Raw genomic sequence first — 25104 nt, 5'->3', positions numbered from 1 at the left:
AGTTTTCGACTTTCTTTTAGGACAGGTCTAACCGGAGGTTTTGAAAAAGCAGGTATAAGGATATCTTGGGATAAATACCAATGGCAGGACTAACAAAGGATTTTACAATCAAGAACGGTTTCAGTCCATGGAATCCAAATGGGGTACTTCCGGTACCCAGGGAACGTTTAGAAGATTTTTCTTCCTGATTCTCTTCCTCTTTTTCTTCGGCTTCCTCAACAAAGAAATCCGCTGTTTTTCCGGAGGTTTTCTGCGGATCAGCGGCAGAAACCTCGGTTGGATGTGAAACGCCTCCGCCTTCCACCACCTTGCTAGTTAGTTGGAAACCTAAGAAAACTAAAAAAAGCAGACTCATGAAAGTTCCGTGCACAGGGAATTTCCAATAATTTGTCTCTTTTTGAAGTTTGTTGGACATCGCTAAACGTTAAAATCCAAAAGTAAATTAAATAAGTTCGGGCAAGTTTTCTTTTTATTCGAAAAGTAAAAGTAAACCAGGCCGCATGAATTGGTGGTGATTTTCGTCACATAAGGATCTGGTGTCCATTTAAAATCGCTGGCAAAGCAGCGCAGGACAGATAAATTGCCGAATCATTGCCAATTGCAATTTTTGGATCAACCAGCATTCTTTTCCAATGCGCCCCGATCCCATTTTGAGGTGATCGCAGCGGCCCTGTAGGTGCTCTGCAGAAAATCCAAAAGCATGCCTTCCGGATCCTCCGATTGTTGAACATCCTCGTACTTAAGAAAAAATTCACCCATGTCTGCACTGTAAAACGCTTCTGACGGAAGGACTTCTTGTTCGCCAAAAAGCGGATCTGCCGGATAGGCATAGGAATAAAAAGCGGGTGAAGGAAAATCTTTCGATCCAGGCCAAAAACCGGCACTGCTTAGCTCTTTGGAATAGGCTTCCTGCATTACGTCCAATGACATATTAGGTACTCCGCCTGGGTGCTGAGGTGCGGGCTTTCCGGAAAAGCGCGTAACGGCCAGGTCAAAAGCTCCCCAAAACAGGTGGACAGGGCTACATTTACCAATAAATTCTCCTCTGAATTTACTGAAGACTGCGTGCACCTTTACCATGGCCTGCCATAGATTGTTGGCGGCTTTGGGATCATACGATTTATTGAGGGTGTTTTCCTGAAAAGGAATGGCTGGTTCTAATTCATTAGGACTTCCATGAATGTTCACATTAATTCCAAGACTGGAAAGCGCTTCGAATAGCTCACCATAGAAATCAGCTACTGTCATCGGGCGAAGATCCATGGAATGGGTCTCTTCATGCATGCAATCAATAAATAGCTTGTGATGCTCAAAATCAAAGTCGATCTGGAAAATCCGGTCCTGATAGGGAATGGCCTGGGTCGTGTATCCGTGAGGACTCAGGTACAAGGTCGTATGCCAGGAGTGATTTTGCCAGGGCATGGTTTGTAGGCGAATTTTCCCTACAATTTGAATCCACTGGTGAAGCGTTTCTAAAGTGTCCTGGATTTCTCCGAAATCCAAAATGGGCCATGCCATCGTAGTATCTTTTGATTTCATAAGTTTCCGTTTTTAACGTTTTTTGTTGAGGGTAAAGCGCAGTGCTCCCGAAGGGCAGGCATTGATTTGGGTTTTAAGGCTTCCGTGGAGGCGTTTTCGAGGGCAATCCCGGGGGAGGCCTTTGGATTATAAACTTGAGGTGGTGTTATTACATAAATTCCTGCATGTTGACAGAGATTGGGTTCCCAATGGATGGTGATTTGAAATAGTTCGTTTAAATGATAGACAAACATCATATACCTCTAGGAATCAAGTCTCTGTGCTGACTAGGGAAGATAGGACAAAAAGCGGATTGATCCAAAAACGAGGGGAAATTCCAATGCGAAGTCAGGCACATTAAATTGATCGCATGCGACTTCAGAAACTGTAATGAAGGTTATTGAATTATTGGGACATTCAAAAAACATTTCGGGGTTGGAAGGGAGTTTTATCCTTTCGGCGCCTGCTGCAACTTGTAAACGAAAACGTACCAGGTAAGGCATACGGTCAATCCGAGAATTGTTCCAACCAGAACCAGAGGCCCCCAGGATAGCGAATACCTGAAAATCATAAAATAATACATAAAACCGATAATAGCCAGTACCAGCAGCCAGTTAATGTATTTCCAGGCCCCCAAAGGCGCTATTTGGTTTGCTGCCATTTTTTTGACCTGTCGCTTAAGTGCGATCCAGATACCTGAAAGAACAAGCCCGGAAAGTGCCAACCCGCCGAAAAACCAGGTGATTTTGGTGGCCAAACCTCCCCAATTGCCAAAATGAATGGGATCAGCAATGTCATTAAAATACATCACCAAGGGGATCTCTTCTGCTTTTTGCACCATTACCGGCTGATAGGATAAAGGATCCAGGTAAACCCGATTGGCTCTGTTCCTTACCAGGGGGACATGGCTTGTTCCTCGGATATAAACCGGATTGCTGGCTTGGTTAGTCGGGACAATTCCTTTTATCTGTAATCCGGGGATGGCCTCCTGAGCCATTTGAGCAGCTTTGTCGTAATCCAAATGGTAGGACAAAGGAACCGTCTCTGCAATTCCAGACTTTTCATTTTCCAATGTTGGGGCAACCGGGTTGGAGGTATCGGAAACTCCACCCAGATTGGTGCGCTCCACAAAGTACCAAATGCCTGTCAGGGAGAACACCAGAAGAAAGGGAATGGCCCAAAGCCCCACAAGCCGGTGCAGACTGCGGAAGAGTACGAGTTTTCCATTGCTGCTCTTTAGTTCAAAGAGTTTTCGCCACCATTTTTTGTAGAAAATCAGGGCGGTAGTTAAAGATATAGCTAGTAAAAAGGCAAATACCAAAACCATGAAATAGCCGATCTGGTAAAAAGGCATGAAAAGGTAATAATGAAAATCACGGAAAAACCGCTGAAAGGTAACCGTAGTTGTACCTTTTACCTGCCCTGAATAGGGATCCACAAATACATAGTGCCGCTGCCCATCCTTATTGACATAAACAATGTCATTTAAATACGGCTCTTTGGGCATCACCCAGTAGGTGATGGACCCATTAGGGTAGGTTTTCTGGACTTCATCCACCATTTTATTATACGAAACCCTTTCCCCGGAACCCGAAGCACGTATGCCCGGATAAAAAAGCCAATCCATCTCATTGCTCAGGGTAGCAAGGGTACCTGAAAAGCATACAATAAAAAACAGTATGCTCAACTTGATACCTATCCAGCTATGGATCTGAAAAAGCGTTTTTTTATTCAGCTTCACTTTTAATCGTCGTTGCTTAAAAGATATAGGAAACGGTAGTCATAATGGTTCGGGGACTTCCCGGAAATGCACGGATCACATCGTATCCGCCTACCCAATGCGTTTGGTCGAATACGTTATTGATATTTATCTGGAACTGTACTTTGTTCAATTTATAGTACACAGCCGCGTCAACTATTCCGTAGGACGGGAATACGTCAGGTTGATCGGCCGAAACAATGGAACCAAACCGATCGGATACATAATTATAGCCCAATCCAATCCCCAGGTCTTTGAAAGAGCCCTTTTCAAAAAGGTATTTCGTCCAGAGGTTTGCTGTGTTACGGGGCGCGTTTGGTTTTTGCCGGCCGATTACTTCTTCCTCATCTGCCTGCGTGATCGTTGCCTCGTTAAAGGCATAGCCAGCGACGACGGACCAGCTTGGTAAAATATTCCCGCTTACATTCAATTCAACGCCTTTAGATTCCTCTTCCCCCAATTGGATCAGTCTTTCTGGATTGTTCGGGTCGTTTGCATTGTACAACCCACCTCGCTCTACTATTTGGTAAAAGGACAGGGTTGCGCTTAACCGATTATTAAACAACTCTGATTTGGAACCAAACTCCACCATTTCGCTGGTAAGGGGATCAAAAGGTCCGCCGGCCTCCGGGTTGATAAAGTCAGCGGCGGTTTGTGGCTGGTATCCCTGAACCCATGTTCCGTACAGGTTGGTTGTAGGGTGGATGCTGTAGACCAATCCTATTCGAGGCAATACTGCCTGCTGATCCACCGTCGCCTCATCGGGGCTGTTGTAATTCAGGTAATCGGTGAAATATTCCTGTCGAAGTCCCAGTAAAACTTTCAAGGGACCAATTTCTGACTGGTTTTGAATATAAATACCATGTGATTGTTGCAAAAATTGATTGAACGTTCGTTGGTCATATACATATTTGCTCATGTCCCGCATTCCGTTGGAAGTAGGGGAGTTGAGGTCAAAATGGGCTACGTTGGTGGCTGGATTTCCATCTGCGTCCAGCACGTAATTGGCAGCATTGGCCGGATTGTAAACGTTCGTCGCCGAGCCATTCTGCAACAAGTAGGATCTTGCCTCGAGTTGAGATCCACCGGGAAGTTGTTCCTGCCTGAAATAATCGTGACCAACTAATAGGGTATTGCCTATGCCTCCCAATTTGTAATCCACGTTTAGGTAATTGTTTAGAGAGTTATTATTCCATGATCGCTTACGAATAAAGACACGCATTGCCACTTTGGTTTCATCAAATGAGCCGTCTCCAAGGGAAGCAAACCGATTGGAAGTACGATGTTCCAGCAGGTCTTCGTTGTAACTCGACAATTGGTAGCTGCTATTAAAGCTTATTACCTGAGAAAATTGATGGCGTAAAGAAACCGTGGCATTGATCGTGGTTTCATCCAGGTAATCGTTGATGGCACTCAACGAAGTCGTAATGGGCGTGGAGAACAGGTCCCGATTTCCGAAGGCGGCTTGTCCTCTATCTAATCTGCCCTTTGAGTCCTGATAGACGATATCAAAATTCAAGCTGGTATTATCCGATGGAAGAAAGGCGAAGGAAGGGGCAATTACCAGGTTTCTGCTGAATTGCAGGTCCCTGAACCCGTCGGTATTTTCAAACCCGATATTAAGGCGGTAAAGCAGTTTTTCATCTTCCGACATGGTACCTGTAAAATCGGCAAGGGTTCGGAGGGTATTGAAGCTACCGACGGTGGTGGATATGGATTTTCGGGATTCTGCAAGTGGTTTTTTGGTTACGCGATTGATGGATCCGCCTGGGGATGCATTGCCAAACAGGGCAGAAGCAGGACCTTTAATCACCTCCACCCGCTCAATATGAGGAACCAGTTGGGGTTTCCAAAAGCTGGTAAACGTCCGCATGCCGTTCAATAAGGTGCCTGAATTTCGTTGTCCCTGCACCCGGAATCCCCGAATGGAGATATCGTTGTAAAAGCTAAACTGATTTACGCCGGCTACGTTTTTTACTACGTCATTGACTGTAAAGGCTACCTGATCTAGCATTAGTTCTTTGGTAACAAAATTGATCGTTGAAGGGACATCTTTAATTAAAGAGGCTGTTTTGGTAGCAGAAAAGGTCTGTTTATTGTCATACCCTATTTCTCTCCTGCCGGTTATTTCCACGGTTTGCAAACCGATCAGCCCTTGGCTTAAAACTACTTTTAGCTCGGTTTGCCGGCTGGCAGAAATAAAAATTTCCCTGCGCTGTGTTTCATAGCCTATGGAAGAAACCAGCAAGGTAAACGAACCGGGTTCCAGATTGTCAATAAAAAAACGACCATCAGCATCCGAAATCCCTCCTCGGGTGGTACCATCCAAAACAACCGTTGCATAGGGAACAGGTTCGTCTGAAGTGGTGGTTATTGCCCCGCTAAGACTGCCTGTTTGTGCCGTCAGGACGTTTACCGGCAATAATAGGGGTAAAGAAAACAGGAGAAGTAGATATCTTTTCATAGTATTTTTATTTAGATTGACTTTAAACAAAAACAAAAATGCTACTTAGAACCGATTTGTAAAAGTTATTTAGACTAAATCTAGATTGATTTTTTCTATGACTTTTATTACCTAATAATCCGATGCCAATATTCTATCGACTGAACACGGGATATTGCCTGGCCTTTTGTATCTTTCGTGCTTCGAACCCTTAAAACACTCCATTATATGAAAAATTCGAGATTCCTTACAGTGGCGACAGCGTTTACCATTATGCTGGTTTTTTCAGCCTTTTACCAATCCCATGCTCAGATTCAGGCCCCTGCTCCCAGTCCGGCAGCTTCTGTATCACAAAACGTGGGTTTTACTACTATCAGCATTGACTATTCTTCCCCGGGCGTAAAAGGCAGGATGGTATTCGGAGACCTCGTTCCCTATGGTGTTCCCTGGAGAGCGGGGGCCAATGCTCCGACGACCATTGAATTCAGCACCGCAGTCAGCGTTGGGGGCACAACGCTGGGTCCTGGAAAATACACTGTATTCATTACCCCCGCCGTTTCAGGAGATTGGACCCTTCACTTCAACAGTAAGGGAAATGCTATTTACGCTTACATGGAGGGTGATACCGTAGATACTGCCGCGCTGTCGAAAGACGATGCGGTTGCCATCAGCGTGAGTCCGTTATTGACCGGAAAGCAAAAGGAAAGACTTTCTTATACCATATCGGCCGCAGATAATAAAGTCGCAGAGGTGGTGTTTGAATGGGATGATGTAATGTTTTCATTTAAGGTGGACACTCAGGTGGACCAGAAAATGGAGTCCTTCAAGGCTGCATTTAATTAACAGAAAGGTGCCGCATTTGGGCACTTTTTTTCAATGGAATTTGAACAGAAAAATGACCAAAAAAACCTCCAAGCGGAGGTTTTTTTGTGAAGAATAGTTCTAAAGAGACCCTACTCACTCCTTTGCCTTTCCGGATTAATCTGCTCTAAGTTTGGAAATGACGACGCTGACTTCTTTCGTTTCAAACGCTTGAATAATTTTAAGAAACAACCATACGGTCAGTGATTTTGGTGACCTAATGTGTTTGCTAAGTAGCAGTACCATCCAATCTATCCTATTTTTGGCACGTTTTCGTTCCTCCTCTCCCAATGACCATAGGCGCTGTGCTGCATTCCACGATTGTTGACGAGCTTTGCGCATACTAAAGTTGATCACCTTTTCGTCTTTGTTTTTACCTATTACGTCGAGCATAAACATTAAAGGCGATACCCGGCTGAGGCGGTCCTGCAACTCATTGGTGATCTGAAAAAGAATATCGTTCACTTTATTGAAATCATTTTCAAGGGCATGGATTTCCTGACCAGACATTACCTTTGCCGCTGCCACAGCGAGATCCAGGTTGATATGCGCATTCATTCCCAACATAACATGTTGAACGATTGTCAGGGGCTTGTCCACCTGGTCAAAGGCATAGGCCCAGGCGCCGCTGACTTCCCGATTGTTTTTATACGCCTCATACGCATCCAGGTATAGCCGGGCAAATACCACGTCAAATTTTTCGAGCCGTTCGTTGTCCTCAAAATTTCCCTGGGCGATTTCGGTAGCGATCTCATCGGTCGTACGCCGGTAAACGTAGGCAAACAAACCAATGCGGCTATTGCTTGCGATACTCTCCTCGATGATGTGATCCAGCTCCTTCAGGACCTCTTGAATGGTGGTGGGATTGGGCATGGTGTTTCAGGTATTCGTATACTTACTAATACTTACTAAAGCAGTCAGGGTCAGGCTTCCTCGCGCTGCCCATCCGAGTAAAAATCCCTGGGCAGGGCATGCCGGAACGCGAAACCGGCCTCGGGATTAATACGCAAATCAACAGCATAGGCAGGTTTGCTAAAGCTGAATGGTGCGGCCTTCTTCCGCCGATTGGTAGGCTGCATAGATGACGTTCACGCAGTCTACAGCCAAATCAATGCCGGCAAGTGGCTCCCGGCGCTCCCCAATGGCCTGTATGAAATCTGCGATCTCGGTAGAAAATCCGCGAAACCAGTCTTCGTCACAGCTGGGCCGGTTCCATCCCGCTTTGGTTTCCAGTTTTTCAGTAAAATTCTCACTTGCAAAAGTAGCCGGATCTACCGCATAGGTTTCGATCACGTCGTTGGCCGTCATGTTGGCCTTGATGAGCCCGTCGGTCATGTAGGCCGTGACGCGTGTGTTGAGCCCTCCTAAGCCCACGTCACTGACCAGTACGGTGGCCCGGGATCCGTCATCGAAGCGAATTACCACATTGGCCCAGTTTTCCACATCCGTTGGATCGGAACTTATCCACTGATGCGCCTGCGCTTTTCTTGCCCGATCGGAGGCCTCGGTATGGATCAGGTCTGCGGTATCGGCCATTACCGAAACCGGGAGTATTCGTTTTCCCCTCCGCTGTTCGCCTTCCCATTGTTTGAGGTAGAGGCAGGCACCCACTGCATGCGCGCCCATTCTGAGCAATGCTCCTCCTCCCATGTATTTCCATTCTTTGGAAAACACAGAATTCGACCCAGAGTGATTTTCTTCTGCCCGAAGCTCAAGAATGGAGCCACTGGAGGCAGCGATCAATCGACGCATTTTGACAATGGGTGGCGCATATACCCAATTTTCGGCATAGCAGAAGATCACCTTGTTTGCCCGTACGGCATCGCGCACCGCTTCCGCATTCCTTCGCGCTCCGGCTCTCATTTTCGCACGAGGAACCCGCAGTCCGATGGGTTCGGGGTCTCCTGGCTCGCCAAAGTAACCGGTTAGCGGTTTTTCCATGATCAGGTGCTTCCCTGCTTCGGCAGCTTTGATGGCGATCTCGTGATGGGAAGCCGGAGGCGTGCAAATGTCGATGATGTCGATGTCTTCCCGCGCGAGCAAACGATTCAAATCAGTCGTTGAAAAGGAAATCCCTGCATCCCGGGCAAAAGCGGAGGCACTTTCCTCGGTCAGGGAACAAACACCTCTGACTTCCACCAGTCCGGGTGGTAGGTTTCGGTAGTTTGCCAAATGCATGCGTGCCCCATAACGAGCACCGACCATTCCTATTCCCAGTGTTTTTTTCATCATCTGGTACAGCGATTTTTAGCAGTTTTTTCTACTGGTGTACTCGGCGGCCAAATGATTTTGGGTCACGACCAACCGAATGATGCGAAGCTAGCAGAATTTCGGTGGATTTAAAAGTATCGGGCTGCCGCAGCTCTATGCCGAAATCCGGGTTACCACCCCGTACCGGCGCCGAAACAAAAGCCCAGCGCGAGGTTTATATGCTTCTTTCCAGGCACGAAAGGTGCGTTGCTTCTTACCTGTAGAATTTCCGGTGTTGTTCCTGCTGGGAATCACAGCAGCTAGCCCATGGCCCCTACCGCATTAGGGCAAGGAAATCTATCGGTCACCCCATCGGACTCACATCCCAAAAAGTACGCGGGCTTTTCGCAGGCAGGAATTCTTCCAAATTCCCCTTAATTGGTCATTTCCGAAAATTTTTCTAGTTGATTGTTCAATTCCAGGAATTCACTCAGCGTGGCTACATTTTTATTAAAAACGCTACTGCTTATGCGATCCATGGTAAGGTATTGGCCATTCCAGCGTTCCCCTCGTGGCATATTCTTTTTAAATCGATCGTTTTTTGTTACCCAGGCTCCGGATTCTTCTTGTTCGTCCAGTATGCGCACCACATCCCCGGTAATATCCTCTATACGCCGCACCAATGCTTCTTTTGAGTCAATGTACTGTTCTGCTTTCCACAATGCTTCGTTGCCCATTTCAAGGGCTTTTTCATACCGGAGTATACTTTTCTCAAGGGGTACTTGCAGGTCTGTCTGATACGCATATCCGGTTCGGCGCTCTGGGTGTAGATCCTCCAGTCTTTCTACACGAATTCGGGGTCTATCGTAGTAAAGTGCTTTGTTTGTTCCGAGTTCTATAAAGCGGGCCCACATGCCGTTTTCCATCCTTACTTCCCGAACCCATCGCAAGGCATCAGGAATGGGTTCCAGCAAGGTCTCGGTACCGAGAATGAGGTACAAATCAATCAGGGTATTGATGTTCTTGACGGTAACGGTCGGGCATACCGCTGGTGGTTCGAAGGTGCGTGCCCAAGCCGGCTGAAGATACTCGTTGTACTGTTGCGCCCAACCCGGTTGGGGTGGGGGCAGTTGGGAGATCATCAGGAACCGGGCAGCCTTGCGCAGACTTTTTTCAATTGCCTCGTCCCCCGGGTAGTACCGGTAGGCCTCCAGCATGACGCGAATGCAATCGTTAATCCCGCCATCATTGAAAGTGGCGTAATCGTGGTAATTCCCTTGTTCGGGGTACTTGTGAGGCCAACCCCCATTGTCCAGCTGGGTTTTTAGCATCATGTGTATCGCTTTTTGGGTGGCCGCAGTCAACAGAGGATCGTCTACTAGCTGATCCAACGCCATCAAAAAGCTAACGGCCGATTGGCTTTGATTATCGTCGAAACTTACTACTTCGTTGTTCAAATTAGTAAAATCGATCGTATGATCCCATCCGCCGTGTTTGTTTTGTCCCCGAATCAATGCATGTGCTGCCTCTTTGGCGAATGCCAATGCCTGAGTGTCGGAAGTGACCCGATAGGCACGCAAAAAGGATTGGCCTACGGCGGGGGTACCCGGAGGCTGAACCTCAATGGTATGCGTATCCGCAGGACTTTCTCCCCACCGCATCGATAAGTCAGGAGTTACGTAGTAGACATAGCCTCCTTCGGTATTCAGAGAGTGAAAAAATGCCAGTCCTTTTTTCAAGGCCGCATCAGTCCGCTGTACTAAGTCGTTCCGCCCGGATACGGGCAGTTGGGCCTGCGCAGAAATCGACAATACAGTCGGCAGCAAACCAAAAACGATCGCGTAAATCATCAATTCCTTCCGGTAGAATATCATTTATATGGGGTTGTTGTTGAAAACAGGTAGTACGGATTTTGCTGTTTGAAAATACGTAAATCCGGCCAAAATGGCATTACTCGCTTTGATTTTTCTACGCTGCCTGTATTAGAACGATCGTTCCATTTCTTGCGGGTGCGTGTTCGGGTGATGTTAGCCGGCATAAGCTGTATTCTCCGTATCGGTCGCTTTTCAGGATTTGCACCTGGGCGCTCTTTTTTACGGTGCCCATTGGGGTTTTTTGCCCCCAAGTCTGGAAATCGGATGAGATCGGTTGATCGTCAAAAAGCCCGGTTGTTCAACGTAAACGGAAAAGCGTCTTACCGAAAAGGGTCGGGACCGGGAGAAATGGATTAGTCGTCCCTTTTCACAAACTCTTTGATGGTTTTTTCTCTTTCTTCCGTCACGGTTTTTATGAGGAATAATTATTCAAGGGGATGCTTACTGGTTTAAAGCCTATTCCCAAATCCTTTATTGCCAATTCTGAACTATAAACGATTTCAGGTTTTCCTACCGGAGGTTGATTGTTGAGCATCATTGTAACATCTGAAACCCTGTAACTTTCCCCTGACAAGAGATAGTTTTTCCCATGTATGTTTTTGATTATAGCCGCTTTGTAAATCGCCTCGGCAACATCTTCTACATCTACCAGTGCCCACAAAACATCCACGTCATAGATCATTTGTATGAATGGGTTGGGCGCAATTTTATTTTTAAACAGAAATTGTATTCCCGTTGAGGTAGAATCTTGTCTGTTAGAGAGTGATTTCCCCATTACTCCCACAGGCGAAACAGAGGTAATTTCAAAACTTAGCTTGGGGTGGTCAGCGATGAATTTATTGACGGTCTGATTGGCGATAAACTTTGCTTGGGCATAAGGAATGCCTTCTTCGCTCATAAAAGGTTGATCATTTTCAGTGATTTGGTCTCCTTCAGTTTTTCCTGCAGGTAAAAATGGAAAGTTGGTGTTGTAAGCAGCAACAGATGCAATAAAAATGACTTTTTCAATTCCGGGAATCTTAAGAACTGCTTCAAGAAAATTTTCCGTTCCCTTGATGGTCGGGTCAAACAGGTCTTTCTGAAGGTCTTTCACATCCAATTGGAAGGGGGTTCCTCCATGAATTACCACTTCACAGTCTTTAAGAAAATCCATAAGCTCTTGCTTATTTTCGACATCAAGTTGAACGATTTCCAGATTCTCAGCATTTTTGAGGCTGAGTAGATGTTCATACTTTTCTTTTTTGGAAAGGTCTGTGGCTGATACTTTTACCTTGTATCCTTCATTTAAGAACTTTTGAGTGTTGTAGCTTCCAATAAAGCCTGAACCTCCGATGATGCCTACTTTTTTCATGTGTTTATAATTGTTTTTTAAAGGTCACATGGAATCTCGCTACGATAATCATCCCACTGTGTGACGTTCTCGTCATGCTCGATTTCATGACTAATTAATTTGTTTTGATGCCAAATTGGTTCGGTCATTGGCTTTCCCGTTTTAATTCTTGTTATTTCAGTTGGTTATTTTTTTCGGTTGCTGTTGGGTATTGAATTGGATTGCTCCTCCAAACCAGTTTTACATTCATATCAATTAAAATCACCTTGATCGACGTCTTTTATAAATATTATCAATCCGTGGAAATAGCCTTCAGCATCATCATATTGGGATAGGTGACTTCCATCAGTAGTGACGCTCCCGCCTTTTTGCACATGGGTGCTCATCCACTCCATTATTTGTAGGATCCATTTTTGATGCCTCCGATAATTTAATTAATTCAACGTTTCCACTGCCCAGGCTTAGGGCGAAAGGGGTAAAATACTTTCCCAATGATTGGAATTATTTTCTGAAGGAAGATTTTTAATTAGTTAAAATCAGTGATAATGGGGTGGGCAAACCTGCGGTAGAAAAAGCTAAACGCACGGGCTTCGGCACCCAGCTGGTTGAGTTGTTTACCCGTCAGATTGATGGAAAATTGATGCAGAATGTTAGTAACGGAACCATGATTAAAAGAAACCGCCTTTACCATCGTTTTTGCGGGTTGGCAAAAAACGTTCCACGCATTCACCGCCAATTTTTTACCAACAGGGAATCTGATCCATTTTGGCTTTTAAAACGATTCAAAGTTATTCTTCTTTACCAATCCGTTGCTGTCGATGGAATAGCCCTCCGGGGGACCTTCTTTCCAGGTCAATTCAGGCAACATGTCCAGCAGCACATTTCGGTGTTCTTCGATGACCTGCCGGTTTTCTTTTTTATAGGCAATGTTATCCCACTCATTGGGATCATTCGCATGATCATAAAGCTCTTCCAGGTTGATCTCCGGATAGTAAATGTAGCGGTACCGCATGCTTCTCACGGCATGACCCGTGACCCCATTGGGTTTGGGGTTGGGAAATTTATAACTGGATATGACCGGAGCCCTCTCGGTACTGGGGTCGTTTAGTTGGGGCAGCAGGCTTTCTCCGTCCAGGTGGGGAGGCTGCTCAAAGCCGGTCAGCTCCACCAGGGTAGGGTACAGGTCCATAAGGCTCACGGGTTGGTCACAGCGGCTGCCTGCCTGCTCCATACCGGGAACGGAAATGAGCAGCGGCACCCGCGTGGACCGTTCCCATAGGGTGAATTTTTCAATGTTGTCTTTTTCGCCCATGTGCATACCATGGTCGGACCACAACACCACGATGGTGTTATCGGCATAGGCCGATTGTTCCAGGGCATCCAGCAAGCGGCCCACCATGGCATCGGAAAACGTGACGGAGGCGGCGTAGGACTGGATGATTTTTTCCCATTGCTCGTTTTCCAGCACCCATTCCATGATATAGCGGCGGCCATGATCGAAGGCATCTTCCAGGTCGTCTTTTCGCCGCTCGGGCAGGACAATGTCTTCCAATGGATACATATCGAAGTATTTTTGGGGAACCTCCCAGGGATCGTGGGGTTTCCACATACCCGCAGCCAGGAAGAAAGGCTTTTCGTGTGGCTGTTGGAGTTGGTAACTTGCCCAGTCTACGATGTGGTAGTCGGCCATTTTTTCATCCGGAACGGGGATGGCACCCCAGGTCCACCATCCGTCTGCCCCGCCGCCGGGCCGGTTTTCGTTGTCCACGTCCTCGGGATAGATGACTTCGTCCGGGGCTCGGATTTGGAAGGGGTGGGAAATATAGGGACTGGGGTAGTAAAAATCCCAGTTTGCCGGTTCAACCTGGCTGGTCGGCGTCCAGGGAGGTGCCTGGCTGTGGTAAATTTTGCCCGCGCCCAGTGTTTTATAGTCATTTTTCTGAAAGAATTGCTCCAGGGTTACTACTCCTTTTAATGCCTCGAATTCCCGCCATTTCGGGCCATCACCCCAATACACATTTTCTGCTCCTGAGCGCGCATGGTGTACCCCGGTAAGAATCGCCGCGCGTGTGGGCGCACAGGCTGGAGCAGGGGTGTGGGCATTGGTAAATACCATGGAAACAGTGGCAAGCCGATCGATATTAGGCGTATGGATTTTCATACCGCTGTGTCCGGCCAAAAATCCCGCCCAATCATTCATATCGTCTACTGCGATAAACAAAATGTTTTGCTTCGCTTCCGTTGTTTCCTCTGGTGGGCTGCAGGCATGGAGCAGCAGGACCAATGTTGCCAACTTGGAAAGGCTGGTTGGGGATAAGGTTCTCATGGGAGCTTTTCGTGGGTTTTTGGTTAAGGTAAGGTAGATTAAAATGATAAGCAATGCAACTCAACTATGCTTAGCAAGAAGCAAAAAGGAATTAATTGGGAGGGTAGTTCCCGCCGGGAAAGAGATATCAAGTCAGGAAGTAGTGCGTGGGAAGCAAGCTGCATTGGAGTTCAGGGAGCCTGTTCCGCATCGGATAAAGTTGCATTAATTACCAGCTTCCGGGCGATGAAAGACGATGACCTGGATGGGTATGATAATGAATAGGAGGGGAACGGCTCTTATTTTAAATATTGCTGGGGGTTTTCTTGGTGTTAAGTTGAAGTTTCAGTGCTCCATTATTGGAGAGCTTTTGAGCGATTATTCTTTGGTCAATCGTGATTTCTTTTCTCTTGGATTGCGGATTTTGATATCAGGAAGGGTAACTACTGAGATGACATTTTCATTTTAACGTAAAATTCGGAGAATTGGCGAATTCCTTTCGAATGACGCATCATCTGATTCATCATAATGAGCTTTACTCCAACTGGCCCATTCAGCATAGACAGAAATCTAATATGAGAAGGCTAAGCAGCAACGGGTTCTCAATTTTCCATGATGGCATCCACAATGGCTGTCCTGAATTCAAAAAAAACGGGTCGCAGACTGCTGTTGGCGTCAGTCCCGTAGTTGATAAGATAGGTTAGCGTATAATCTTGATTGGGAAACCAAAACATATCGGCGGTATATCCCAGGTCCCTGCCTCGGTGGCCATAGGCAAACTGGTCAGCCGGACGTTCGAGGAAATCTTTAAAAATACCTAGTCCATTTGCCCGGTTCGCTCCCGATTCCTCTTTGGTAAAAGTGAGCATCTGTCCCAAACTGGCCTCTGATAGCAGCGCTCGCTCTCTGACAAGGGTTTCAATAAATGTTTGCAAGTCAAATACGTTGGAATACAAACCTCCATATCCGTTTCCGCTGCCGGTATTGTAGTTTGTGACGTTCAATATTGATCCATTGTTGAACAGATCAAAGTATCCCTGCGCTACTGTTTGCATGTTGTCATGCCAGTAATAAAAGGTGTTTCCCAAGTTAAGGGGGAGAATGACGCGCTCTCTCAATAAATATGCGTGGTTTTTGCCAGTAGCTTTGTTGATGACCATGGCAAGTAACAAGTAGTTTGTATTGGAATAAGAGACATTTTCGCTAGGCTGGAAAATCGGAGCAACGCCATACACATAAGGAATGAGTTCTTCGGGCTTCCATTTCCGGTCAGGGTCGTTCAGTACTCCGAGGTAAAAGTCATCATTGTCAATCAAATCCGGGATACCCGTTGTATGGTTCATTAGTTGACGTATCGTACACGCACGTATATTTGCAACTTTATTTAGCACCTGCTCCGGGAGCCATTTCTCAAGGGGATCATCAAGATCGAAAAAGCCTTCTTCTGCGAGCATCATGGTGAGCGCCGCAACAAATGTTTTTGTGATGCTGGCTGCCTTGGAGACAGTGCAAGTATTCATGTCTATGTTCTCTAAAATATCTGCTTTTCCTGAAGATCCCCACCAAGTGCCTGCATCATCCCGGATGAGGATGGAGATACCCGGGAGACCTTTTGCCGAGAACGTGTCCAAAATGTTCTGATATACCATGGATTTTGGATGTGCTGGAGGTACGGTTGGTATACAGGAGGTAGTTGGGCCTAAATCAATATCTTGGCAGGAAAGCAACAGCAGAACGGCGAATGTTACAGGTGCGTTTTTCATAGTGTTTGAAATTCTGGATGGATAAAAAAAATCAATTGTTTGCCGGATTTTTTTTATTGAAAACCGAAAATGGGATGGTACCTCCTAAATGCAATACGTTTACGGGCAGTAAGGGTACATATTCGTTGATAAAGGGAGTTTGCACATAAAACTGATAATCCACCTGCAGTCTCCACGGGTGAGCTGACTTTAAAAAAGTATATCCCATACCAAATGCACCGCTTGCCATAAACTGGGGGCGACCAAACTTTGAAACCTGCCTGTAGGTACCTTCGGAATTAAGCTTGAATATAGGAACGTCTGTAAAGGAGTGCAAATAGCCGATCCCTACACGAAATTCGGCAGATAGACCTCGCCAAACGAAACGTCTGAATCCTGCCTCGGAATAAAGTTGGACGGCGGTTTGCGAATACTGATGATGCAGTAGGCCTAGTTTAGCAGTTTGAAACCAGCGGTTAATTGTACTTCGGTTATGAGCAAATTCGATCCCCGCAGATACTCCGGGATGTATCGGCAAGGTAATAAAGTTGCCGGGAAGTTGTGTACCCGAGTTGAACACAGAGAGCAAAAGGTGCCTCTCCTTCGGGGTAGGTTCCTGCGCAATAGCCTCAGAGGCGGAAAGTAGCACCAGGAATATTAGACCTAACTTTATCACAAATCCTATTGTGCCCATGGCGTTGCCTTTTGTTTTCATTTCAGCTAATTTTTTGATGAATGATTCAATAAATTAACAGACTCGATTTCCCGTGGCTATTTAGGGGGTGTTTCGGTAGTGAACGTCAGACGCGCAAAAAATTAAAGCCCCATAATTAGTCAATTTTCAGACCTTGATTCGTTAAACCTAATTTAATCACATTTTTTCAAATGCGCTTGACGACACCTAATTTTATTTAAAAAAGCGTAGAAAATTGATCGCCTCAACTGCACCTTGTTTAGGAGGGGTCAAAAATTTGCTTATGAGTACCATTTTCCCAAATTCAGGCCAGGAAGTCCTGCGTTAGTAACAAATAAGCCCTTGTCAACTGGTCTTTTGTCACCCATGCCTGCCCATATCCCGGCACGCAAACCTGACTGGTCCTTTGCTTGGTGCTCCGGCAGCATATCGGGCATGTTTTTTCTTTCTATTGTGCTTTAGGCTCCCTTTTCTTCCATATTTTGTGTTGCATGTTCTGCTGCCAATATTCCCAGGGCCCGTACAAATTTGTCCAGGTCCGAGGGGCGCGTGTACACATGAGGAGAAACCCTCACACAGCTCAGGCTTCGGTACGGAATGGCGACGGTATGAATTTGAAACCGGGAAAAAAGATTGGTTTCCAAATCTTTGGGCGTCATTCCGGCAACCGATACCCCGGCTATGGCACAACTGTAGGGGGCTTTCAGGGAGGTATGTACCTTTACTCCTGGTATTTTCAGGGCTTTTTCGGCCCAATAGTTCTTGAGGTATCGTACCCTTTCCTCCTTGCGTTTTGCACCGATGCCATTATGGAAATTAAGTGCTTCGCCGATGCCTTGTTCAATGGGAAAGCTTCTCGTTCCCAGGCTTTCAAATTTACGGATGTTTTCACTCTTCGGCTGCCCGTTGCAGAGCAGTGGCCAGACCTTGCTGATCTTTTCCTTCTTGATCCACAGCATCCCGCTACCTATGGGCGCCGAAAGGTACTTGTGAAGGGAAGTGCCAAAATAATCCCCTTCCAGATCGGGGATCTTAAAATCCAATAGTCCGAAGGAATGGGCGCCATCCACGATTACTTCGATCCCGTGCTCGTGGGCCATGCGGCAAATCTTCTGTACCGGCATGATCTGCCCTATCCAGTTGATCACGTGGGTGACATGGATGATTTTGGTCTTATCGGTGATGGCCTCCTTGTAAGCCTGCACGATGAAATCATCATCCTCTATAGGAAACTCAAAGTCAAGTTGCTTATACACGATTCCTTCCCGCTCCTGTCTTTGCCGCCAGGCTTGCATCATATTGCCATAATCATAATGGCAACCGATTACCTCGTCTCCACTGGACAAATCCAAACCGTAAATTACGGTGTTTAAGGCTTCCGTGGCATTACGGTTGATGGCGATTTCTTCAGGGTCTGCTCCAGCCAAAGCAGCGAGCCGTTCCCTTAGGGGCTCTCTTCCCTGGTCTAAAATTCGCCACATATAATAGGAAGGCCCCTGATTAGAAAGCTGGTTGTACCTTTCCACCGCCTGCTGTACCAGCATCGGAGAGGGGGACACCCCCCCATTGTTGAGGTTGAGCACAGGGGCGGAGCTGGCAGAATAGGCCTGTTGTATCGTTGACCAATAATCTTCCTGAACTGCCAATTCACTGGGTGAAAAAGCATTGTATTTGGCAGATAAATCCTCGAAAATAGCTCCATAGGCCTGGTTGAAAATACTTTGGGCCGAAAAAGCTCCGCCCGCCAGAAGCGTGGCATTTTTCAAAAAAGAACGTCTATCGGATTTTGTACTCATTTCAAAAGATTCTATTAGTGGTTAGGAAATATATGAAATTAAAAATAGGCCAAAAGCACCATTTGATCAAGGTTTCACCGGAAAATAATGGTTTTATTTTGATCCTTTACGATTTTAGTGCCAACAGCTACCTCCGATAGGACGACCGTTTTGATGCATCTTTTTCATTCCCTGATGGCTTCGTTATCAATTACTGTTAGTACGGCAGGGAATGACAATTCAGGATCTCCTTTAGTAGAAAGGCTATTGTAAATTATTGAAATCGATCGTTTGACTCTCATTTTAGCAAGGGTTTTGCCCTTGTATTTGACGGAAATGGGTTCATCCAAATCTACCATTTCATCGTTCAGGTATATTTTAAGCGTACTACTGTAATTGTTAACAATGTTTATCTCATTCCGTGAGGTGTTGTATTCGACACGAATTAGCCCTCCTGTTTCGATTAAATCCTCAGGAACTCCTAACCAATAAAAATTTGCATGATGCCGGTCATCCTGTTTCCAGACAACTTCTTCCGGAATGGGATCGCGTTTGAACGTTGCCATCCAGGATAATGCGATGGCATCTTCCAGGTTCATCCAATGGCCCAATCCTTCATGAATAGTAACCTCATGAATGTAGGTTCCAGGCGCATTGTTCTCCAGGCTATCCAGCACGGTTTTCCATTCGGTTGCTATTTGATTTCTGTCATAGGCTGCATCTAATCCGCCGACATGAAGTGCGAAAGGGGTGTTCTTCAGCCCTAAAGGAGAGGTTTCATTCGGGTGTCCCGCCATCATTGCCGCGGCTGCCCATCGATCTGCCATACGTGGTGCCAGTTGATATACCCCATCGCCGCCAGCCGAATAGCCCAATAGATACACTTTATTGGGATTCACGTTTTCCAGCGCTACCGACAGTTGGATGAGGATATTAAATAAATCATCTACATGATTTTCATGCCATAAATTCCAGGTATTGGTGGGGGCTCTAGGTGCCAGGTAGATGCCCTCAAGCGTGTCCATGGTTTGATCGTACAAGTGCTTTTGATTTTCATATTGTTGATCGTTTACCTCTGGACGTGTGTTTCCACCGCCGTGTAGGGATATAAATAAACTGCTGCCATCAGAAGGCGTATTGCCAAATTTTTGGAAATAGAAGGGCATTTTTAAGCCCTTGTACCTTATTTCACGGGATTTCCATTGTTCCTCAAAATTGGTTATTAATTGGTTTTGTTTGTCCTGAAAGAGCATGGCGGTGAAAACCTCAGCATCTTCCTTTGTTAATGGTTCTTTTGCGAATTCCAGGTCTTCTAATGGCTCCCGCTCGGATAATGGTTTAGCTAACCATGCCTCTAAATGGTGACGTAACTCATTGGAAGATGCTTCATTTTTACTGCAACCAACTAATGCCGATGCAATAAATAAAAATAGTAAAATAGGCTTCATTTTTTTGTCTTAGATGGGTGGTGGTGGTTTTATCAATTTTGATGGCCGAAACTTTCTGATTCAGAGAATCAAATGAATCAATCGATTTTGGCGGCTAGTCCGATCATTTGATTTGGCGGATAAGCTATAAAAAAAAAGCCAAACCATCATTGAAAAAGTTTGCTAAATGTGGCCAGATTTGTGTTTCAATTCTAAAGGCTGCGAATGCTTTGAGTTTAGGCTTACGGCTTGATCGACAGTGGGATAATTGCTATTTGGGACTATCTTTTTGCCAGGGAAACTTACCTTCTATTTCAAGTTGGATTGATAAACTCAGGAATGTTCTGATTAAAACTATAATTGCTAAAATAGTTACACCTTCGAGTGTTGGATCAGTAACAACGGTTGCAATAATGTCTCCAGCAACCAATATTTCCAGACCTAACAAAATTGCTTTTCCAAGTTCCTGACGCAAAATCTTATACGAGCGCGGTTTTACTAGTTGTGTACCGAAGATGAATTTCACCATCGCCAGAATAGTTCCGACAATAATCGTTGCGATGCCCAATATCTCCAACGCTCGTGCGGAATATTCGATGTATATCCTAGCTTCTTGCATTGATTTGCTTTGCTTTTAGTATAAATATAAGCCAAAATGTTGACCGTTCCAATGGGTGAAAAGTCCGAGATGATGTAAAAACCCTGGAATGCGTGGGAAAACTGAGTATTGGTTGCCTTGGCGGAGTTGGGGTCCGTATTACTATCTAAATGTTTTTAGCGTTCTTCCCCACAATTTGAAGCGGTTGTTGCTTTCTCCTTTTAGCTGACTTGTTTTAAAAATTTTCTTTATATCAATCTACTTGTTGTGACTTATTTTTTTTATTGTAAAAATAGCCTGTAAGAAAAAAAGTAAGCGTAAGAGCAAAAGAGATACCCGTAAAATAAATAAGCCCCATCTTGTGGATAATAAGTGGAGAAAGCCCTGTAATTAAACCACCTCCGACAAAAGGTTCAAATAAAAGCTGTTTTAATGCAAATGCTTCTTTACCGTTACTTTTATTGTTTTTGTCAACAATAGATTGAAACATTAAGCCAATAGATGTGGTCCCCATCGACTGCCCATAATCAGCGACGCCCCTTTCGAACGCGTAGTTCGGAATAAGAACTCTATATGTTAATAGAAAGCAAGATATATTCCATAAAAAACCGGCAACCAGCAAAACAAAGACTAAAATAATGTTATCCTTTATAACCGTTAAGTTTATGGTCCCAATGGCCATAATGATGACAGCATCCAGAGAAAAGGTTTGAATTTGCTTTACAGTTCTTCTATTAACTATTTCAATGGAAATAAATCTATTAATTAATAATTGTAGAATGGCCCCTCCAAGTAAGGCCAACGGAAAAAATGGAATGTACTTTACAAATTCGGTATTATATAAAAACTTTAATAATACCGTACTTTCGATATAGTAAAGGGAGTCCAATAACAACTGACCCAATAATATGGCGATTCCGATGATAGCCAGTTGTATAATGAAAGTGTTTTGAAACCTGCTAATTTTTATTACTTCTTTATTACTTTCCTGCTGTTCAAGGCGAATTATTTTATCTTGATTTTTAAAATTAATTAAAAAAATACCGCTTAAGATTCCGGTTAACATAGCCAACGGCGCAAGAGCTACTGTTATAGACTTTGCGTCAGTTAGACCAATAGACTTAAATGTCTCATCCATGCCTACGGCAACTCCCACTCCTCCCTGAAAACTTATCTCAATAAAACTAGCAACACTTGGGTCCAGGTCAAAAAAGGGAATCAATACAAATAATGTGAGTAAACCTCCTATTAAATACTGCCCCCAAGCGAGCGTCTGTCCCAATGAAGCTTGTGGGATTGCCAACTTCATTGAAGTTTTAAAATTGGGAATTTTTCTTCCCAAAAAAATGCATGCAAAGACTATATTGACAAAAAACAATGCCAACTCATTCCATGAGTCTTGTATGTCCTGAGATATAAAATTTAAATCGAGAGTTTGCCCAAAAACCTGAGGACCAGTGATAAGTGCGATTAATCCTCCCAGAAACGCCCTTGGAATGTGATATTTTTTTAGAATAGGAACAAAACCTAAAATGAATTCTGCTAATAGTGCAAAAACCGTTGCGAGAAATAAAGCTTTAAAATAAATTGGTATGGATTCATGCATAAAAACACTTATTTGTATGTCATACTTAACAAAATAATTGCTTTAATTAAAGCTCTTTGCTGATTCAATTATTTAACACGTTTCAATTGGTTTATTTCAACGCAAATGCTGAGCTTTCTTTCAACCTAATGGATCAAAACGATTTTGAGTAAACAATAGAAAGTACCTTAATATGCTCTAAGGTAGGAAAAGTTTCTCTGTAAACGGCAATGCTTCGACCAGACTGAGATAAAACCAACTTTATGCAAATTTTGGTTTTCTATATTTATCCAGATTTTTATTTTTTCAAAAGTGGTTTTTTTTGTGTTTTGTACGGCTTTAATATTTATTATTATTAAGGTCTTTGTTGATCAGGCATTGGACAGGTTTGTAAAAATCTGGCAATAAGGTTAAGTTGGCGCGAGCTTAGGTCTTCAGGCATATTCTGACAGAATAGAAAAAAGCCGTGAGGGTTTTCCATAATCTAATGGTCCCGACATAAAAACCTGATACAGTTATAAAATGAAATAAGTGCTCAATAATACTAAAACGTGTGGACCGCTTTCGCGTTAGAAAGAAAGTTTCCAATTATCAAAACGAAACGCATAGTAAGCTAAAAACCTTTTAGAAACAAGCGCAGACTTTACCGATTTAATAGTAAACCTTTTTTAGAAATGCAACACAGGCAAAAGGATGATAAAAAAGCGATGGGCCTATGGACAGCCACCTCGATCGGAGTAGGTGCAATGATCGGAGCAGGGATTTTTGCCCTCATGGGCATTGCCGTTCAAATTGCAGGAAAATTTGCCTATCTCTCATTTATAGTAGCCGGAATAATTGCTGCCTTAACCAGCTATTCGGTGTCCAGACTTGCGGTAAAATTTCCCAGTAAAGGCGGGCCCGTTGAATATTTAAACAAGGCCTATGGTAAAGGTACATTTGCAGGAGGTTTGAATATCGCGATGTGGTTGGGTTACCTGATTGTAACCTCTCTCTATGCCAAAGCCTTTGGCGAATACGGGACTGCGCTTTTAGGAATGGAGGATAGTTCATTCCTGTTACCCATTTTGAGTAGTTCCATTGTGATTTTGTTTGTTTTTATAAATTTTATTGGTGCCTCATTGGTAGGTAAATCGGAATTAGTTACCGTATTGGTCAAAACCGGGGTTCTACTGTTGTTTTGTGCAGTTGGCTTAACTACAGTTCAGACCGAAGAGCTGATGGCAGCAACATCATTTCGTTTTTCAGATGTCGTGTTCGCCAGTGGAGTAATTTTCATGTCCTACGAGGGTTTCGGCCTTGTGGCAAATACAGCTGAAGATTTAAGAAAACCATCTAAAAATCTCCCAATAGCGTTGTTTTTAAGTGTTGGCATTGTCATGCTTATTTATATTTTCGCCACAGTGGTTGTGGTGGGCAACCTTTCTCTACCTGAAATAGAAAACGCTAAAGAGTACGTGCTGGCAGAAGCCGCCAGGCCTTTGTTGGGGAGTTTAGGGTTTGAGATAATGGCTATTGCGGCTTTATTTTCGACTGCATCGGCCATAAATGCCACAATCTATGGTCCAGTAAACATGGTCCAGGAGACGTCTAAAGCCAACCAGTTACCCTATTTCTTTACGAAAGATCTTTTTGGACACCAGTCCGGTATAGCACTTTTGATAACAGGAGGAATTGTACTGCTGATCACTAATACCTTAAATTTAGAATCGATTGCAGAGGTAGGGAGCTTGGTGTTTTTGATGATTTATACTGCTGTGAATATTGCCAATTTTAAACTGCGACATCAAACTAAAAGTAAAATTTGGCTGGTAATGCTGGGAATTTCAGGTACTACCTTTGCTTTTGGTGCTCTATTTTATTACCAATGGCAAAAAGGCAGCCTCTCTATATCTGTTTTTCTTGGCTTAATCCTGCTCTGTTTTATATATGAGTGGTTTTTTCAGCAGAAGAAAGAATTAAGGTGAGCAACACATGAGGCAGTTCACAGAGAGGAACAAGCTGCCGCCAGCAGTTGATCACCCAGTCGGAGGCTTTTTACTCTTAGGCCAATCACCTGAACTTATTTAACCCAGAATACAGGTCATTTGATCACGGATTCTTCGTGTTAACTTGAGATAAGAATACACCAACAAAAACGATAGCAAGACCGGCAATATCCATTGGTTGGACCATGTCTCCAAAAGCAAGCCAGGCCATAAGCATGGTTACAGGGGGGCCCAGGTAAAACAAACTGGCCACTCGGGTAGCTTCAATTCGTTCGATTAACAGCCACATCAGGACATACGCACCCAAGGAAACAGCAAAAATTAGCCAAATCAGGGCATAGATAAACTCTGGTTCCCATCGGGTGGATAATTTTTCAATGAAAATAGCGGGTAAAGCCAAGGTTAAAGTTGTTGCCAGGCTTTGATAAAACAAGGCCAGGTCAACTGGTAATTTTTTACTTTCTTTTTTTACTTCCATCCGTCGCTGTATCAGACTGGCTGCAGTCATACCTATAACGGATCCCAGAGGAATAAGATATCCAAAAACGGATGTATAGCTCCCAAAATCAATTCGAAAGGCTACAGTAAGAACAACGCCAAAAAAACCCAAAACCAATCCCAACCATTGGTAGGAATTTGCTTGTTCGCCGGCCACAACCAAACCGGAAAGTGCACCCGTTGCCAGCGGCTGTAATGCCACTATTAAAGCCACAATACCCGCCGGAACCTGGTTATCCAGTGCCAGCAATACGCAAGTAAGCCACAGGCCGTGAGCCAAAATACCAATCAGCATATGGGGAGATGCCACTTTCCAGCCGACCCATCGAAAACGCTGTCTTAGCAGCAAGTACAAAACGATAACCAAAGTTAACGCCAGGTATCGCCAAAAAACCAATGTGAAAGGTCCGGTGTACGGAAGCCCATATACGGCTCCTATAAATCCGGAATTCCATAAGAGAACAAATCCCGCAGCGATAATAAGTGTGGTTCTTTTCATCAAAGCCGATCCTATTTT

Annotated in this window: 21 protein-coding genes; 3 read left to right on the top strand and 18 right to left on the bottom strand. The window is 44.6% G+C overall.

Annotation, left to right across the window (positions count from 1 at the left end; translation table 11 throughout):
- Window positions 1–16: 16 nt before the first annotated feature.
- From GKS34_RS15495 to GKS34_RS15475, 5 genes are all read right to left on the bottom strand, one after another.
- The gene (locus GKS34_RS15495) at window positions 17–415 is read right to left on the bottom strand and encodes a hypothetical protein (RefSeq protein ID WP_163385891.1); all 399 of its coding nucleotides are present in this window, start codon (window positions 413–415) and stop codon (window positions 17–19) included.
- Between the two features lie 197 nt (window positions 416–612).
- Window positions 613–1539: a DUF5996 family protein gene (locus tag GKS34_RS15490; protein WP_163385890.1), complete on the bottom strand. Its 927-nt coding sequence runs from the start codon at window positions 1537–1539 to the stop codon at window positions 613–615.
- Entirely contained in the window at window positions 1536–1772 is a 237-nt protein-coding gene (locus GKS34_RS23765; RefSeq protein ID WP_353960099.1) for a (4Fe-4S)-binding protein, read from the bottom strand. Before GKS34_RS23765 ends, GKS34_RS15490 begins: the two co-directional genes overlap by 4 nt.
- A 194-nt stretch (window positions 1773–1966) precedes the next feature.
- Complete coding sequence (locus GKS34_RS15480) at window positions 1967–3259, bottom strand: PepSY-associated TM helix domain-containing protein (RefSeq protein WP_163385889.1); 1293 nt, start codon at window positions 3257–3259, stop codon at window positions 1967–1969.
- A 16-nt stretch (window positions 3260–3275) separates the two neighbouring features.
- Window positions 3276–5741, bottom strand: a complete 2466-nt coding sequence (locus GKS34_RS15475) for a TonB-dependent receptor (protein WP_163385888.1) — start codon at window positions 5739–5741, stop codon at window positions 3276–3278.
- Window positions 5742–5948: 207 nt separating this feature from the next.
- On the opposite strand from GKS34_RS15475, the gene GKS34_RS15470 reads away from it, so the two are divergent.
- Window positions 5949–6563, top strand: a complete 615-nt coding sequence (locus tag GKS34_RS15470; RefSeq protein ID WP_163385887.1) for a DUF2911 domain-containing protein — start codon at window positions 5949–5951, stop codon at window positions 6561–6563.
- Window positions 6564–6698: 135 nt separating this feature from the next.
- On the opposite strand, the gene GKS34_RS15465 is transcribed toward GKS34_RS15470, so the two are convergent.
- The 6 genes from GKS34_RS15465 to GKS34_RS15440 all read right to left on the bottom strand — a co-directional run bounded on the left by GKS34_RS15465 (window position 6699) and on the right by GKS34_RS15440 (window position 14301).
- Window positions 6699–7454: a DUF5995 family protein gene (locus tag GKS34_RS15465; protein WP_163385886.1), complete on the bottom strand. Its 756-nt coding sequence runs from the start codon at window positions 7452–7454 to the stop codon at window positions 6699–6701.
- Window positions 7455–7613: 159 nt separating this feature from the next.
- Entirely contained in the window at window positions 7614–8813 is a 1200-nt protein-coding gene (locus GKS34_RS15460) for a Gfo/Idh/MocA family protein (RefSeq protein ID WP_163385885.1), read from the bottom strand.
- Between the two features lie 392 nt (window positions 8814–9205).
- The gene (locus GKS34_RS15455; RefSeq protein WP_163385884.1) at window positions 9206–10645 is read right to left on the bottom strand and encodes a pectate lyase; all 1440 of its coding nucleotides are present in this window, start codon (window positions 10643–10645) and stop codon (window positions 9206–9208) included.
- A gap of 412 nt (window positions 10646–11057) precedes the next feature.
- A complete protein-coding gene (locus GKS34_RS15450) occupies window positions 11058–11996 on the bottom strand; it encodes an NAD-dependent epimerase/dehydratase family protein (RefSeq protein WP_163385883.1) in 939 nt (312 codons plus the stop codon).
- A 505-nt stretch (window positions 11997–12501) separates the two neighbouring features.
- The gene (locus tag GKS34_RS15445; RefSeq protein WP_163385882.1) at window positions 12502–12666 is read right to left on the bottom strand and encodes a hypothetical protein; all 165 of its coding nucleotides are present in this window, start codon (window positions 12664–12666) and stop codon (window positions 12502–12504) included.
- Between the two features lie 81 nt (window positions 12667–12747).
- On the bottom strand, window positions 12748–14301 hold the full coding sequence (locus tag GKS34_RS15440) for a sulfatase (RefSeq protein WP_163385881.1): 1554 nt from the start codon (window positions 14299–14301) through the stop codon (window positions 12748–12750).
- A gap of 66 nt (window positions 14302–14367) precedes the next feature.
- Here GKS34_RS15440 and GKS34_RS15435 point away from each other — a divergent pair, with 66 nt between their 5' ends.
- Complete coding sequence (locus GKS34_RS15435; protein ID WP_163385880.1) at window positions 14368–14565, top strand: hypothetical protein; 198 nt, start codon at window positions 14368–14370, stop codon at window positions 14563–14565.
- A 317-nt stretch (window positions 14566–14882) separates the two neighbouring features.
- Here GKS34_RS15435 and GKS34_RS15430 read toward each other — a convergent pair whose 3' ends face one another.
- From GKS34_RS15430 to GKS34_RS15405, 6 genes are all read right to left on the bottom strand, one after another.
- Window positions 14883–16043 (bottom strand): serine hydrolase domain-containing protein, encoded by a 1161-nt coding sequence (locus tag GKS34_RS15430; protein WP_163385879.1) that lies wholly within the window; start codon window positions 16041–16043, stop codon window positions 14883–14885.
- A 31-nt stretch (window positions 16044–16074) separates the two neighbouring features.
- Window positions 16075–16737 (bottom strand): hypothetical protein, encoded by a 663-nt coding sequence (locus tag GKS34_RS15425; protein WP_163385878.1) that lies wholly within the window; start codon window positions 16735–16737, stop codon window positions 16075–16077.
- Window positions 16738–17174: 437 nt separating this feature from the next.
- On the bottom strand, window positions 17175–18512 hold the full coding sequence (locus GKS34_RS15420; RefSeq protein ID WP_163385877.1) for an aminotransferase class V-fold PLP-dependent enzyme: 1338 nt from the start codon (window positions 18510–18512) through the stop codon (window positions 17175–17177).
- A gap of 164 nt (window positions 18513–18676) precedes the next feature.
- Window positions 18677–19939, bottom strand: coding sequence for an alpha/beta hydrolase family protein (locus tag GKS34_RS15415; protein WP_163385876.1), 1263 nt, complete (start codon window positions 19937–19939; stop codon window positions 18677–18679).
- 250 nt (window positions 19940–20189) lie between these two features.
- Window positions 20190–20537 (bottom strand): DUF1622 domain-containing protein, encoded by a 348-nt coding sequence (locus GKS34_RS15410; RefSeq protein ID WP_163385875.1) that lies wholly within the window; start codon window positions 20535–20537, stop codon window positions 20190–20192.
- Window positions 20538–20769: 232 nt separating this feature from the next.
- Window positions 20770–22122 (bottom strand): sodium/glutamate symporter, encoded by a 1353-nt coding sequence (locus GKS34_RS15405; protein ID WP_163385874.1) that lies wholly within the window; start codon window positions 22120–22122, stop codon window positions 20770–20772.
- 653 nt (window positions 22123–22775) lie between these two features.
- Here GKS34_RS15405 and GKS34_RS15400 point away from each other — a divergent pair.
- The gene (locus GKS34_RS15400) at window positions 22776–24068 is read left to right on the top strand and encodes an APC family permease (protein WP_317167983.1); all 1293 of its coding nucleotides are present in this window, start codon (window positions 22776–22778) and stop codon (window positions 24066–24068) included.
- A 124-nt stretch (window positions 24069–24192) separates the two neighbouring features.
- On the opposite strand, the gene GKS34_RS15395 is transcribed toward GKS34_RS15400, so the two are convergent.
- Window positions 24193–25086, bottom strand: a complete 894-nt coding sequence (locus GKS34_RS15395) for a DMT family transporter (RefSeq protein ID WP_163385872.1) — start codon at window positions 25084–25086, stop codon at window positions 24193–24195.
- Window positions 25087–25104: the final 18 nt, after the last annotated feature.

Origin of the sequence: Cyclobacterium jeungdonense (genome assembly GCF_010994275.1) — a bacterium.
In the GTDB taxonomy this organism is placed as follows: domain Bacteria; phylum Bacteroidota; class Bacteroidia; order Cytophagales; family Cyclobacteriaceae; genus Cyclobacterium; species Cyclobacterium jeungdonense.
This window is presented reverse-complemented; position numbering and strand designations above follow the sequence as displayed.

Bases quoted from the DNA above. Each gene is read 5' to 3' on its own strand.
- GKS34_RS15495 (WP_163385891.1), bottom strand. From the start codon at position 415: ATGTCCAACAAACTTCAAAAAGAGACAAATTATTGGAAATTCCCTGTG.
- GKS34_RS15490 (WP_163385890.1), bottom strand. From the start codon at position 1,539: ATGAAATCAAAAGATACTACGATGGCATGGCCCATTTTGGATTTCGGA.
- GKS34_RS23765 (WP_353960099.1), bottom strand. From the start codon at position 1,772: ATGTTTGTCTATCATTTAAACGAACTATTTCAAATCACCATCCATTGG.
- GKS34_RS15475 (WP_163385888.1), bottom strand. From the start codon at position 5,741: ATGAAAAGATATCTACTTCTCCTGTTTTCTTTACCCCTATTATTGCCG.
- GKS34_RS15470 (WP_163385887.1), top strand. From the start codon at position 5,949: ATGAAAAATTCGAGATTCCTTACAGTGGCGACAGCGTTTACCATTATG.
- GKS34_RS15465 (WP_163385886.1), bottom strand. From the start codon at position 7,454: ATGCCCAATCCCACCACCATTCAAGAGGTCCTGAAGGAGCTGGATCAC.
- GKS34_RS15460 (WP_163385885.1), bottom strand. From the start codon at position 8,813: ATGATGAAAAAAACACTGGGAATAGGAATGGTCGGTGCTCGTTATGGG.
- GKS34_RS15455 (WP_163385884.1), bottom strand. From the start codon at position 10,645: ATGATATTCTACCGGAAGGAATTGATGATTTACGCGATCGTTTTTGGT.
- GKS34_RS15450 (WP_163385883.1), bottom strand. From the start codon at position 11,996: ATGAAAAAAGTAGGCATCATCGGAGGTTCAGGCTTTATTGGAAGCTAC.
- GKS34_RS15445 (WP_163385882.1), bottom strand. From the start codon at position 12,666: ATGGTAAAGGCGGTTTCTTTTAATCATGGTTCCGTTACTAACATTCTG.
- GKS34_RS15440 (WP_163385881.1), bottom strand. From the start codon at position 14,301: ATGAGAACCTTATCCCCAACCAGCCTTTCCAAGTTGGCAACATTGGTC.
- GKS34_RS15435 (WP_163385880.1), top strand. From the start codon at position 14,368: ATGCTTAGCAAGAAGCAAAAAGGAATTAATTGGGAGGGTAGTTCCCGC.
- GKS34_RS15430 (WP_163385879.1), bottom strand. From the start codon at position 16,043: ATGAAAAACGCACCTGTAACATTCGCCGTTCTGCTGTTGCTTTCCTGC.
- GKS34_RS15425 (WP_163385878.1), bottom strand. From the start codon at position 16,737: ATGAAAACAAAAGGCAACGCCATGGGCACAATAGGATTTGTGATAAAG.
- GKS34_RS15420 (WP_163385877.1), bottom strand. From the start codon at position 18,512: ATGAGTACAAAATCCGATAGACGTTCTTTTTTGAAAAATGCCACGCTT.
- GKS34_RS15415 (WP_163385876.1), bottom strand. From the start codon at position 19,939: ATGAAGCCTATTTTACTATTTTTATTTATTGCATCGGCATTAGTTGGT.
- GKS34_RS15410 (WP_163385875.1), bottom strand. From the start codon at position 20,537: ATGCAAGAAGCTAGGATATACATCGAATATTCCGCACGAGCGTTGGAG.
- GKS34_RS15405 (WP_163385874.1), bottom strand. From the start codon at position 22,122: ATGCATGAATCCATACCAATTTATTTTAAAGCTTTATTTCTCGCAACG.
- GKS34_RS15400 (WP_317167983.1), top strand. From the start codon at position 22,776: ATGCAACACAGGCAAAAGGATGATAAAAAAGCGATGGGCCTATGGACA.
- GKS34_RS15395 (WP_163385872.1), bottom strand. From the start codon at position 25,086: ATGAAAAGAACCACACTTATTATCGCTGCGGGATTTGTTCTCTTATGG.